Origin of the sequence: Marinactinospora rubrisoli (assembly GCF_042664915.1) — a bacterium.
In the GTDB taxonomy this organism is placed as follows: Bacteria; Actinomycetota; Actinomycetes; order Streptosporangiales; family Streptosporangiaceae; genus Marinitenerispora; species Marinitenerispora rubrisoli.
Genome location: NZ_JBHTBH010000008.1, coordinates 155,881 through 168,276, shown reverse-complemented (window position 1 = coordinate 168,276; position 12,396 = coordinate 155,881). Strand labels below are relative to the sequence as shown.

Sequence of the window (12,396 nt, the reverse complement as noted above, 5' to 3'; positions counted from 1 at the left end):
GGGGCCACACGGCCTGTGCATCTCGGTACCCACGTTGCCCGTTGAGCCTATGGCTACCCGCTGCGCGCGAAGTTGACTCCTCGCTGCGGCGAGGTTAGGACCCGCTGCGGGACCGCGGCAAGCGTCCGGGAGCGCCGCCGCCCGGGTGGTGCCGCACGGATCCGGTCGCGCACGGCTCGGCGTGGAGTGCGGAGGCCGGCCTTCAGTCCAGGTCGGGGGGCTCGAAACCCGCCAGCTCCTCCTCCACGGCCTCCAGTTCCTCACGGACCAGCCGGTACGCCAGCCCGGCGGAATACCCTTTGCGCGCCAGCATGCCCATGACGCGACGCACCCGGACCTCGACCGGCCGGCCGCGGGTGGCGTCAAGTCTGCGCCGTACCAGCCGGCGCGCGGTGGCCTCCTCCTGCTCCGGGGTGAGCTCTTCGACCGCCTCGCGCACGGTCTCGTCGGCGACCCCGCGCTGCCGCAGCTCCGCGGCGAGCGCACGCCGCCCCAGCCCCCGCCCGGCGTGCCGGGAGTCGACCCACGCCTCGGCGAACGCGGTGTCGTCGATCAGCCCGGCCTCCCCGAACCGGCCGAGTACCGTCTCGGCCACCTCCTCCGGGATGCCCCGCCGGGCCAGCGCACGCTCCAGCTGTGCCCGGGTGCGCGGCGCCCCGGTGAGCAGCCGCAGACAGATGGCCCGCGCGCGTGCCTCGGGGTCCTCCTCCGGCCGCTCCCGCGCGGCCGGAGGGTGCTCCCACTCCTGGTCGGCGGCCACCCGATCAGCCCTCCGCGGCGGGGCTCGCCTTGCTCCGCGCCGTGCGCTTGGCCGCCGCCGCCGTCACCGGCTCCTTGGCCGCGGCGCCGTCCTTGCCACCGTCCTTGCCCGCCTGGGCCGCGGCGTCGGCGGGCGCGGAGGCGCTGTCGTCGCCGCCGGTGGGCACGCCGAGCTTCTCCTTGATCCGCTTCTCGATCTCGTTGGACATGTCGACGTTCTCGCGCAGGAAGTTCCGCGCGTTCTCCTTGCCCTGACCGAGCTGGGTGCCCTCGTAGGTGTACCAGGCGCCGGACTTGCGCACGATGCCGTGCTCGACACCGAGGTCGATAAGTCCGCCTTCGCGCGAAATGCCGACACCGTACAGAATGTCGAATTCGGCCTGTTTGAACGGGGGAGCGACCTTATTCTTCACAACCTTCACACGAGTGCGATTTCCGACAGCATCCGTTCCGTCCTTGAGTGTCTCAATTCGCCGTACGTCCAATCGCACCGACGCGTAGAACTTCAGTGCCCGGCCACCAGTGGTGGTCTCGGGGCTGTTGTGCACCATGACACCGTCGACGAAGTAGTTGTGCGAGCCCTCCACCTCGATGTCGAAGCGGTGCATGCCGCGGGTTTCCGGCTTCACGTGGACGTCGAGGATCGGCGCGGCGACCAGCTGGTCGGTCGGCTCCTCGAACTGCGGCTCAACGGCGCACTGGCCCTGGTACCTCGGCAGCAGCTTGTAGGCCATGGACTCGTGCACGTAGGGCGCGACGAGCTTCTGGAACCGCGCCGAGGCGGCCGTGCTGAACTGGATGAAGTTCTTCTTAGCGGAACCCCGCAGCACGAGCTTGGCGTCGAGTCCGTGGGTGTCCCGCAGGTACTCGACCAGCCGCTGCCGGGATCCGGGGCTCATCGCCTCGACGCAGATCTCGATGCGGCCGCTGCCGCCCTCGGTCCGCGCCTGGACGCCCTTCGACCGGAGCGTGAAGCAGCCGTCGTCCATGTACCAGACGGCCAGCGCCAGCGGAGTCAGCGCTTTGAGGAACTCCCAGGTGAAGTGCTTCTTGCCGTCGCCGAAGTACACCACCTCGTGCAGCTCCTGGAGCTCGGGCAGCGGGCGGAAGTCGGCGAATACCGCGTCCTTGGCGTTGGTCGTGCGGGAGTGCGAGACGTTGCCGAGGAGCGACACCTTCCAGTCGAGGTAGGCCGCCTGCTGCGCACCGTGGCCCATGCGGAACCGCACGCCGGTGCGCCCCCGCCGGTTCGGCGAGAGGTTGCCGTCGCCCATGATCGACCCGTAGATCACCTGGCGCTGCTGCTCGCTGAGGTAACGCTTCTCCGTGGTCAGCACCCGGTCACCGGCGATGAGCTCGCCCGCCTCGCGCCATCCGCCCGGGGTACGCACCAGATGGTTCGGGGTGGCGGCGAACTGGGACTTGCCGTTTCCGCCGGACTTGGCGACGGTGAACTGCAGGAAGTGGTCGGTCCTGCCGTTGTCGAACCAGTTCACGATCCGGCGCGGGATCACTTGGTCCAGGTCGGGGTCATAGGAAAGGACCTCGACGTCCAGCTTCTGGTTGACGATCTTGCCGATCTTCTCCTGCGTGCCGTCGGCGAGCGTGACGCGGGTGTTGTAATGCATGCACCCGAACATCACGCCGACCTTCTCGCGCAGCTGGTTGATGAAGATGGCGGTGGTGCCGGTCTGGTGCAGTGCACCGGCGATCTTGCGGAGCGCCTGGGACATCAGCCGGGCCTGCAGACCCACGTGGCTGTCGCCCATCTCGCCTTCGATCTCGGCCCGGGGCACCAGCGCGGCCACCGAGTCGATGACGAGCACGGAGACCGCGCCCGAGCGGATCAGCATGTCGGCGATCTCCAGCGCCTGCTCGCCGGTGTCCGGCTGGGACAGCAGCAGGTCGTCGGTGTTCACGCCGATCTTCTTGGCGTACTCCGGGTCGAGCGCGTGCTCGGCGTCGATGAACGCGGCGATGCCGCCGGCGCGCTGGGCGTTGGCGACCGCGTGCAGCGCGAGGCTGGTCTTACCTGAGGACTCCGGACCGTAGATCTCGACGATGCGGCCCCGGGGGATGCCCCCGATGCCCAAGGCGACGTCGAGCGAGATCGCCCCGGTGGGGATGGCCTCGACGGGCGGGCGGTCATCGTCGCCGAGGCGCATGATCGAGCCCTTACCGAACTGGCGCTCGATCTGCGCGAGCGCGGTTTCGAGAGCCTTCTCTCGGTCAGCAGCTGGTGCCACGGGGAACCCCTGTTGGGTCGATGTCTTCTTTTTCATGTCGGGACGACGCTACGCGGCGACGACGACAGTTCGCGACGGTCACCGCCGGCCTGTGGACAACCGCAGGACGCGCCCCCGACCGGGTTCGGCGGTCACCGTGTCCGCAGGTGACGCGGACGCCGCCGAGTCGGGTACCCGTACCACTGTACCCGAACCTGTGTTCGATTCTCTGCGGCCACACACCCCGGAGCGCGCCGGGGAACCGGTGCCGCGAAGCCCCGCCGCCCGCTCAGCGCGCCGAGGCGGGCAGCCGGAACGCCTCGCAGACGGCCTGCCAGACCTCCTTGGCCCCCACGCCGTCGTCCAGTGCCTGGAGGACGGTGCGGGACCCCAGTTCCTCGATCACGTAGTCGCGAGCCAGGCTCTCGGCGTAGACCTCGCCGAACTGCTCGTGCATCCGCTGCCAGAAGTGCGAAAGTCTCATCACCTCCCAGTATCGGCGCCGCGGAGGGCGGTGTCATCCGGGTCCGTCCCGGTGACCTCGCGCGCCGCTGTCACCACCGGCGGGCAGACTGGAAGGGTGACGGATGGGACGAACCCCCGGGCGCCGATCGGGGACGGTGCGCGGGAGATTCCGGACCGGTTCTCGCCGGCCACCCGCGCGTGGTTCCGGGCGGCCTTTCCCGATGGCCCCACGCCCGCCCAGCTCGGGGCGTGGGAGGCGATCGGCGGCGGCGAGCACGCGCTCGTGGTGGCGCCCACCGGCTCCGGCAAGACGCTGGCGGCGTTCTTGTGGGCGCTGGACGGGCTGACCCGCGTGCCCGGGCCCGGGGCGTCCGTCCCAGACGAGGATGAGCACCCCCCGCACCGGTGCCGGGTGCTGTACGTCTCGCCGCTGAAGGCGCTGGCCGTCGACATCGAGCGGAACCTGCGGGTACCGCTCTCGGGCATCCGGCGGGCGGCGGAGGCCGCCGGAGCGCCGGTGCGGCGTCCCTCGGTCGGGGTGCGCACCGGCGACACCCCCGCGGACCAGCGCCGCTCGCTGGCCACCCGGCCGCCGGACATCCTCGTCACCACCCCCGAATCGCTGTTCCTGATCCTCACCTCGCAGGCGCGCGCCGGGCTGGCCGGCGTCGAGACGGTGATCGTCGACGAGGTGCACGCGCTGGCCGGCACGAAGCGCGGCGCCCATCTCGCCCTGAGCCTGGAGCGGCTGGACGCGCTGCTGGACCGGCCCGCGCAGCGGATCGGGCTGTCGGCGACGGTCCGCCCGGCGGCGGAGGTGGCGGCGTTCCTCGGCGGGTCCCGGCCGGCGGCCGTTGTGGCGCCGCCGAGCGCGCCGTCGCTGGACCTGCGGATCGTCGTCCCTGTGGAGGACATGACGGAGCCGGCCGATGCGGTGGCGCCGGGGCGAGGTGACGACCGCGCGAGCAAGGCGCGGACGTCGATCTGGCCGCACGTGGAGGAGCGGGTCCTGGACCTGGTGGAGCGGCACCGGTCTTCGATCGTGTTCACGAACTCCCGCCGGGTCGCAGAGCGGCTGTGCGCGCGGCTCAACGACCTGGCCGCGGAACGGGCGGCGGTGTCCGAGGCGGTGTCCGGCTCCCCCGTTCCCGCCACGGAGAGCGCGCTTCCCATTCCCGCCACGCAGGCTGTCCCCGCCGAGCTCATGGGCCAGGCCGGGCAGGGCGGCGGCACCGGGCGGGTGATCGCCCGCGCCCATCATGGTTCGGTCTCCAAGAGCGAGCGCGCCGCCATCGAGGCGGACCTGAAGGCGGGCCGGCTGCCGTGCGTGGTGGCCACCTCCAGCCTGGAGCTGGGCATCGACATGGGCGAGGTGGACCTGGTGGTCCAGGTGGAGTCGCCGCCGTCGGTGGCCAGCGGGCTGCAGCGGGTCGGCCGGGCCGGGCACCACGTGGGCGAGGTCTCGCGGGGCGTGTTCTTCCCGCAGTACCGGGGCGATCTGCTGGCCGCCGCCGTGGTGGCCGAGCGGATGCGTGCGGGCCGGATCGAGGCGCTGCGGATGCCGCACAACCCGCTGGACGTCCTGGCCCAGCACATCGTCGCGATGTGCGCGATGGACGAGTGGTCGGTGCCGGAGCTGGCGGCACTGGTGCGCCGCGCCGCGCCGTTCGCCTCGCTGCCCGATTCGGCGCTCTCGGCCGTGCTGGACATGCTGGCCGGCCGCTACCCCTCGGACGAGTTCGCCGGGCTCCGGCCGCGGGTGGTCTGGGACCGCGAGGCCGGCACCGTGCGGGGCCGCCCGGGCGCGCAGCGGCTGGCGGTGACGAGCGGCGGGACCATCCCGGACCGCGGCAGCTACGGCGTGCACCTGGTGGGCGGTCCGGCGGACGCCTCCGCGGCGAAGGCGCCGACGCGGGTGGGCGAGCTGGACGAGGAGATGGTGTACGAATCGCGGGTCGGCGATGTGTTCGTGCTGGGCGCGAGCTCGTGGCGCGTCGAGCGCATCACGGCCGACCGGGTGCTGGTCTCACCGGCGCCGGGCCGTCCGGGGCGGCTTCCGTTCTGGAAGGGGGACGCGCTCGGCCGGCCGGCGGAGCTGGGGCGGGCGATCGGCGGACTGGCCCGCGACCTGGCCGGTATGGATGAAGCGGCGGCCGTGCGGCGGGCCCGCGCGGCCGGCCTGGACGACTGGGCGGCCGGCAACCTGGCCGGCTACCTGGCGGAGCAGCGCGCGGCCACGGGTGTGGTTCCAGACGACCGCACGATCGTGGTCGAGCGGTTCCGGGACGAGCTGGGCGACTGGCGGGTGGTGGTGCACTCGCCGCTCGGCGCGGGGGTGCACGCCCCGTGGGGGCTGGTGGTCGCGGCCCGGCTGCGGGAGCGGTACGGGATGGACGCTCAGGTGGTGCACGGGGACGACGGCCTGGTGCTGCGGCTGCCGGACGTCGACGAGGCCCGCCAGGTGCCGCGGGCACTGGCCGGGCTGCTGACGCTGGACCCGGATGAGGTGGAGGAGGCCGTCACGGCCGAGGTGGGCGGGTCGGCGCTGTTCGCGGCCCGCTTCCGGGAGTGCGCGGCGCGGGCGCTGCTGCTGCCGCGCCGCCACCCGGGCCGGCGGATGCCGTTGTGGCAGCAGCGGCAGCGTTCCGCCCAGTTGCTGTCGGTGGCGTCGCGGTATCGCTCCTTCCCGATCGTGGCGGAGGCGGTGCGGGAGTGTCTGCAGGACGTCTTCGACGTGCCGGGGCTGACCGAGCTGATGTCCGACCTAGCCGCCCGCCGGGTGCGGATGGTGGAGGTCGAGACGCCGCACGCCTCGCCGTTCGCGCAGTCGCTGCTGCTCGGCTACACGGCCGCGTTCATGTACGAGAACGACGCCCCGATGGCGGAGCGCCGGGCCCAGGCCCTCACGCTGGACTCCGCGCTGCTGGCCGAACTGCTCGGCCACGCCGACCTGCGCGAGCTGCTGGACCCGGAGGCGGTGGCGGCGTGCGAGGCGGAGCTGGGGCACACGGCGCCGGGGCGGCGGGCGCGTCCGGAGCACGGGGTGGAGGACACGGCCGACCTGCTGCGGGTGCTCGGGCCGCTCTCGGCCGAGGAGGGGGCCGAGTGCGGGGTGCGGCCGGAGTGGTTCGCCGAACTCGTCGCGGAGCGGCGGGCGATCGAGGTCCGGGTGGCGGGGGTCGCACGGTGGGCGGCGGTCGAGGACGCCGCGCGGCTGCGCGACGGGCTCGGGACGGAGCTGCCGGGGTGGCTGACCGCGGCCGGGCGGGACGGCGGTTCGGGCGCGTTCGCCGGGACGGCGGAGGCGTTCGCGGCGCCGGTGGCCGACCCGCTCGGTGACCTGGTGTCGCGGCACGCGCGCACGCACGGGCCGTTCACGGCGGAGGAGGTGGCCGCACGGTTCGGCGTGGGCCGGGCGGTGGCCGGCGAGGTGCTGCGGCGGCTGACCGCGGCCGGGCGGCTGGTGGAGGGCGGGTTCCGGCCGGGCGGCCGGGGGACGGAGTGGTGCGACCCGGAGGTGCTGCGGATGCTGCGGCGCCGTTCGGTGGCGCGGCTGCGCCGCGAGGTGCAGCCGGTCCCGCAGCGGGCGCTGGCCCGGTTCCTGCCGGAGTGGCAGCACGCGGCGCCTGCCGGAACGGGGGCGCGCACGCGGGGGCGGCTGCGCGGGCCGGACGCGGTGTTCACGGCGGTGGAGGCCCTGCGTGGGGCGCCGGTCCCCGCGTCGGCGCTGGAGTCGCTGGTGCTGCCGGCCCGGGTGGCGGACTACGCTCCCGCGCTGCTGGACGAGCTGACGGCCGCCGGCGAGGTCGTGTGGGCGGGCGCCGGCCGGCTGTCGGGCAATGACGGGTGGGTCTGCCTGGCACCGGCCGAGGAGGCGCCGCTGGTCCTGCCGGAGCCGGGCGACCTCGACGAGTCGGCGCTGCACGCGTCCGTTCTGGCGGCGCTGGACGGCGGCGGGGCGCTGTTCTTCCGTGATATCGCGGACCGGGTGGCGCGCGAGGTCGGCACGGCCGCGGCGTCGGACGCGGCGCTGGTGGCCGCCCTGTGGGATCTGGTGTGGGCGGGCCGGATCGGCAATGACACGCTCGCTCCGCTGCGGGCGGTGCTGGGCGCGGGCGGTACCGCGCACCGGAGCCGCCGGCGGCGGCCGGCGATGCCGTCGCGGACCGGCCCGCCGACCGTCGCCGGCCGGTGGTGGGCGCTGCCCCCGCGCGCCGCGGACCCGACCCGCCGGGCGCACGCGGGCGCCGCCGCGCTGCTGGACCGGCACGGTGTGCTGACCCGGGGCTCGGTGGTGGCCGAGCAGGACCGGCGGGCGGGCTCCGCTCGTGGCCCGAACGATGCCGGGGCGGGCGGGTTCAGCGCCGTGTACCCGGTGCTGCGCGGATTCGAGGAGGCGGGCCGGGCGCGGCGCGGCTACTTCGTGGACGGCCTGGGCGCCGCGCAGTTCGCGCTCCCGGGGGCGGTCGACCACCTGCGTTCCGTGGCCGGGGACGCCCGCGAGCGGGGCCCGGCGCTGGTGCTGGCGGCCGCCGACCCGGCGAACGCCTACGGCGCCGCCCTTCCGTGGCCCGAGCAGCCGGACGTCGCGGCCCGCCCGGGCCGCAAGGCGGGGGCGCTGGTGGTGCTGGACGACGGTGAGCTGGTGCTGTACGTGGAGCGCGGCGGGCGCACGGTGCTGACGTTCGGCGCCGGCCCCGACGCGCTGGCCAGGGCCGCCGACGCCCTGGCGTCGGCCGTTCACGACGGCGGCTTGGACGCGCTGTCGGTGGAACGCGCCGACGGGGTGCCGGTCTTCGACACCCCGCTGGCCGCCGCGCTTACCGAGGCGGGATTCCACGCGACGCCGAGAGGGCTGCGACTGCGCCGGTGACGGGGTGATCAGAGTATTCCTTGCCACGACACCCCGGAGGACGTACGGGTGCCCGTACACTCCGGAACCGATGAATGCCATGAGTGAGCCCGAGTCTCGCACCGAGCATGTGGAGTCCCCGGATTCGGTGGTCGACGACCTCGAAGAAGTCGCGATCGCCCACGCCGGCCACGACCCCGTGGCCGTGGTGTCACTCGATGACCACCGGTCGCTTCAGGAAACCGGCTATCTTCTCCGGAGTCCCGAGAACGCACGACGGCTCGTCGCCGCCATCGAAGCACTGGAGTCCGGCGGCGGGATTCAGCGTGAGCTGATCGAATGACGAGATCCGCATCGCCGCGTGCCGCTATCACTACGGCCGCTGACTAACCGTCGTTCGCCTCGCCGTCGGGCACCCAGCGCAGCACGTCGCCTGGCTGGCATTCGAGTGCGCGGCAGATCGCGTCGAGCGTGGTGAACCGCACGGCCTTGGCGCGGCCGTTCTTCAGCACGGCGATGTTGGCGGGCGTGATCCCGACGGCGGCGGCGAACTCGCCCACCGACATCTTCCGCTGGGCGAGCAGGACGTCGAGGTCGACGATGATCGCCATCAGACCACCGCGGCCATCTCGCTCTGGAGTTCGGTCGCTTTGCGCAGGAGCCCGCGCATGAGGACGAGCAGCATCGCGAAGGCCGCTCCCCCGCCGGTGGTCACGACCGCGGCGCCCAGCGCGCCGATCGCCGACATGTCGGTGGGTGAGGGGATCTCGGCGAAGGCGAGGTGCACGGTGACCCCGGCGGCGAGCAGCGTCGCCACGATGGTGGCCCCGATGATGACGTCCACCCAGCGGAACGCCTTGGCGCTGAAGAGCGCGTCGCGCCCGAGCATGGCGAGCAGCATCCACGCCGCGAAGAAGGCGACCTGGACACAGGCGACGCCGATGATCGCCACGGTCACGTAGGGGACGGCGAACGGGGCGTACGGGGGGAACCGCTCGACCTCGTCGGCCGCGGTCGTCGGGATAACGACGATCTGCCCGAAGAGTCCGATGAGGATCGCCGCGATGATGCCGGCCCGGAGTATGGCGATGAAGACCTGGTTCATGTATCGATTTTCGATGTACATCTATCGAAAGTCAATTCATGACGTGTCCGTGCCGGTCAGGGCCGGTAGGGCGGCGGATTCGGCGGATAGGTCGGCGGATGCGTCGGCCAGGACGCGTTGGGCCCGGTCCACCCCGCCGGCGGGTGACCGCCGCCGGGCGGCGGGGTCGGCCCGGTGTACCCCGACGGATGGTAGGGCGGGACCGGCGGCTGGTAGGGCGGCCGGCCGCCGCGCGGCCGGGGGCGCGGCCTGCGGTACCGGAGCCGCTCGCTCAGCCACGCGGTGAGCACGAAGACGCCGGGGAGCAGGATGAGCAGCACCACCCAGCCGAACCCGGTGCCGTAGGTGTCCAGCAGTCCCTGACTCAGGGTGCCCGCGCCCGGGATCGGCACGGCCAGGCCCGAGTCGATCAGGCCGGACAGCAGGAAGACCAGCGCGATGGCCGACAGGTAGACGGCGTGCGCCCCGGTCCACCGCCACAGCAGGTAGCTCACCGCGCCGAGCGCGAGCGCGGCCGGCAGCGCCACGGTCGTGAGGATCGCGAAGGTCGCCTGGACCTCGGCCGCCGATGTCTCCGGCTCGCTCTCCAGGCTGACGGCGGCGAACAGCATGGTCAGCGCCCACAACGGCAGCCAGATCGCCACTCCCACGGCCGGCATTCCGACGGCGGCGCGCACGAGCGCGCTCTGCCGGGACAGCAGCGGGGCGGGAACGGGGGCGGGTGGCGCCGAGGACGCGGCCCAGACCAGCAGCGACACGAAACAGCTCATGGCGGCGGCGAACGCCAGGAACACGACGAGCCCCCCGAAGCCCCCGATCCCGGTGAGACCGTCCAGCAGTGGGTCCCGGATGATCGAGGGCACCAGCATGGGCGCGCGCGGCAGCACCCCGATCACCGCGCCGGCGAGGAGGACGAGCAGCCCCGTGTACAGGACGGCGCCGACCCGGAATCTGCGCGGCATCGCGGCGACGCACACCGCCATGGGCACATAGACCGGCCACAGCTCCATCTGGTACGCGAGTCCGCGGGCGTAGCCGTCGGCGCCGGGGAGCGGATGCTCCGGATACCGGTCGCCCAGCAGTCCCGAGAGCACGAACCCCGTCAGGCAGCACAGCAGGAACATCAGCACCGCGGCACGGGGCATGCCCGGGCTCAGCCAGGCGCGCGGCCGTAGCAGGGCGCGCCAGGCGTGCGGCGCCGCCTTCTGGGCGAACGGGGTGAGCAGCCGCAGCGCGGCGATGCGGGACCGCCCCTCCGCGGTGCCGGGATCGCCGGAGAGCGCGTCGCCGGCCAGCGTGCGCCACCACGGTACGGAGATCGCCGTCCAGCCGCGCAGCGCGGTGCGCAGCGCGACGCGGCGGCCCGGCTCGTCGACGGTCTCGATGCCGATGGCGACGGCGCGGTCCCGCTCGCTCGGAGCGAGCCGGAAGCCCATGTTCGCGGCGATGATGAGCGCCCCGTCGATGGTCTCGCGGGCCTGCAGGCCGATGCGCTCCAGCCGGGCGCACCGCTCGCCGCACTCGGGGTGGCCGCACCGATGGCCAGCGGCGATGAGCGGGACCTCGCCGAGCACGGCCGCACTGAGCACCTGATGTTCGGCCGGCCCGCGCGCGGCGAGACGGCGCAGGCCATCGGCGCTGACGTCGTGGCCGCGGAAGCGCGGCGGCGTGTCGGGCAGGTAGGCGGCGATGAACGCGGTGACGGCGATCGCGGCGCGGTCGGGGCCGTCGATGCCCGCCAGGTAGTCGCGGTCATAGTCGCCGTCGCCGATCTCGTCCAGCCAGGCGCGCAGCCGCGCGGCGCCGTCGCCGCCCAGCCACCGCTCGGCGCGGTCGTGGTGCTCGGCGAACAGCCGCCCCAGTTCGGCGGGTTCCCGCACGCTGTGGCCGGCGAAGGTGATGGGCGGCCGGACACCGGTGGTGCGCAGCGGGGCGTCGGGGAAGTCGACGCTGTCGTCGGGGATCGCGACCGTCCAGCCGGCGTCGAGCATGCGGGTGGCCACCCGGGTGACTCCCTCGACGTCGGCGTCGGCGGGCACGGCGGAACCGGTGATGGCGGCGAACACCCCGGCGGCGTCGGGCCGGTCCTCCGGGGCGCGGCTGAGCGAGCGGGCCACCACCTCGTGCAGCGCGGCGGGAAGCTCGGCCTGGGCGGTGTCGGGGGCCTCGTTGATCGTCCGGTAGCGCAGGGTCTCCATAGGGCCGGTGCCGAACGGCTGCCGGCCGCTGGCGGCGTAGGCGACCAGGCCGCCCCAGCAGAACATGTCGGACGCAGGCCCGGCCCGGTGGCCGTCGTAGCGTTCCGGGCTGATCCACCCGGGCGTGCCGACGACGATGTCCGTGCGGGTCATCGACGCCTCGTCGAGCGCCTGGGCGATACCGAAATCGAGGACCTTGGGGCCGTCCGGCGCGAGGATCACATTGTCGGGCTTGAGGTCGCGGTGCACGATCCCCTCGCGGTGGATCGCGGTCAGCGCCTCGGCCAGCCCGGCGGCGAACGAGGTGAGGTCGGTGCCGGTCAGGGGGCCGTCCCGGTCGATGTAGTCGCGCAGGGTCGGGCCGGGCACGTAGGCCACGGCCAGCCACGGCTGCCGGGCGCGGGGATCGGCGGCCAGCAGCGGCGCGACACAGCGGCCGCGGACCCGCTGGGCGAGCTGCACCTCGCGTTCGAAGCGGCTGCGATAGCCGGGGTCGGCCGCGTACTCGGCGCGCACCGTCTTGACCGCGGCGGGGTAGCCGGAGGCGTCCCGCCCGAAGTACACGACGCCCATGCCGCCGGCGCCGAGCCGGCCGATGAGCCGGAACGCCCCGACCTGTTCGGGGTCGTCGGCGGTGAGGGGCGCCAGCCGGGGGGTGCCGCTGTCAGTCACGGTTGCTGAGCTCCTCCGGACGCGGTCGGGTCCCTCGGTTATACCGAACGCGCTGTCGGCGGCGAAATCGTGGGCGCGCATGTCGGGCGGCGGCCGTGGCCGCATCGGCGCCGGAAAACG

7 protein-coding genes and 3 pseudogenes are annotated in these 12,396 nt (G+C 73.7%); 2 read left to right on the top strand and 8 right to left on the bottom strand.

The genetic code is table 11. The annotated features are described in order from the left end of the window. Positions 1 to 202: 202 nt before the first annotated feature. From recX to ACFQRF_RS17755, 5 genes and pseudogenes are all read right to left on the bottom strand, one after another. A complete protein-coding gene (gene recX, locus ACFQRF_RS17775; protein WP_379872231.1) occupies positions 203 to 760 on the bottom strand; it encodes a recombination regulator RecX in 558 nt (185 codons plus the stop codon). A gap of 4 nt (positions 761 to 764) precedes the next feature. Further along, a pseudogene (locus ACFQRF_RS17770) lies at positions 765 to 1,316 on the bottom strand (recombinase RecA family protein); the annotation flags it as partial. A 9-nt stretch (positions 1,317 to 1,325) separates the two neighbouring features. Beyond that, a pseudogene (locus ACFQRF_RS17765) lies at positions 1,326 to 2,387 on the bottom strand (LAGLIDADG endonuclease); the annotation flags it as partial. A 3-nt stretch (positions 2,388 to 2,390) separates the two neighbouring features. Further along, positions 2,391 to 3,041, bottom strand: a pseudogene (gene recA / locus ACFQRF_RS17760) (recombinase RecA); the annotation flags it as partial. A gap of 232 nt (positions 3,042 to 3,273) precedes the next feature. Next, on the bottom strand, positions 3,274 to 3,468 hold the full coding sequence (locus ACFQRF_RS17755) for a DUF3046 domain-containing protein (protein ID WP_379872230.1): 195 nt from the start codon (positions 3,466 to 3,468) through the stop codon (positions 3,274 to 3,276). Positions 3,469 to 3,564: 96 nt separating this feature from the next. Here ACFQRF_RS17755 and ACFQRF_RS17750 point away from each other — a divergent pair, with 96 nt between their 5' ends. Next, the gene (locus tag ACFQRF_RS17750; RefSeq protein ID WP_379872229.1) at positions 3,565 to 8,322 is read left to right on the top strand and encodes an ATP-dependent helicase; all 4,758 of its coding nucleotides are present in this window, start codon (positions 3,565 to 3,567) and stop codon (positions 8,320 to 8,322) included. 79 nt (positions 8,323 to 8,401) lie between these two features. Further along, positions 8,402 to 8,644, top strand: coding sequence for a type II toxin-antitoxin system Phd/YefM family antitoxin (locus ACFQRF_RS17745; RefSeq protein ID WP_379872228.1), 243 nt, complete (start codon positions 8,402 to 8,404; stop codon positions 8,642 to 8,644). A 43-nt stretch (positions 8,645 to 8,687) separates the two neighbouring features. Here ACFQRF_RS17745 and ACFQRF_RS17740 read toward each other — a convergent pair whose 3' ends face one another. The 3 genes from ACFQRF_RS17740 to ACFQRF_RS17730 are packed head-to-tail and all read right to left on the bottom strand — an operon-like array spanning position 8,688 to position 12,276. Beyond that, positions 8,688 to 8,912 (bottom strand): helix-turn-helix domain-containing protein, encoded by a 225-nt coding sequence (locus ACFQRF_RS17740; RefSeq protein ID WP_379872227.1) that lies wholly within the window; start codon positions 8,910 to 8,912, stop codon positions 8,688 to 8,690. Next, the gene (locus ACFQRF_RS17735) at positions 8,912 to 9,406 is read right to left on the bottom strand and encodes a DUF2975 domain-containing protein (protein ID WP_379872226.1); all 495 of its coding nucleotides are present in this window, start codon (positions 9,404 to 9,406) and stop codon (positions 8,912 to 8,914) included. Before ACFQRF_RS17735 ends, ACFQRF_RS17740 begins: the two co-directional genes overlap by 1 nt. A gap of 56 nt (positions 9,407 to 9,462) precedes the next feature. Then, positions 9,463 to 12,276 (bottom strand): serine/threonine-protein kinase, encoded by a 2,814-nt coding sequence (locus ACFQRF_RS17730; RefSeq protein WP_379872225.1) that lies wholly within the window; start codon positions 12,274 to 12,276, stop codon positions 9,463 to 9,465. Positions 12,277 to 12,396: the final 120 nt, after the last annotated feature.

Excerpts from the sequence above, each read along its gene's own strand:
- ACFQRF_RS17755 (WP_379872230.1), bottom strand. The coding sequence starts at position 3,468 with ATGAGACTTTCGCACTTCTGGCAGCGGATGCACGAGCAGTTCGGCGAG.
- ACFQRF_RS17745 (WP_379872228.1), top strand. The coding sequence starts at position 8,402 with ATGAGTGAGCCCGAGTCTCGCACCGAGCATGTGGAGTCCCCGGATTCG.
- ACFQRF_RS17740 (WP_379872227.1), bottom strand. The coding sequence starts at position 8,912 with ATGGCGATCATCGTCGACCTCGACGTCCTGCTCGCCCAGCGGAAGATG.
- ACFQRF_RS17735 (WP_379872226.1), bottom strand. The coding sequence starts at position 9,406 with ATGAACCAGGTCTTCATCGCCATACTCCGGGCCGGCATCATCGCGGCG.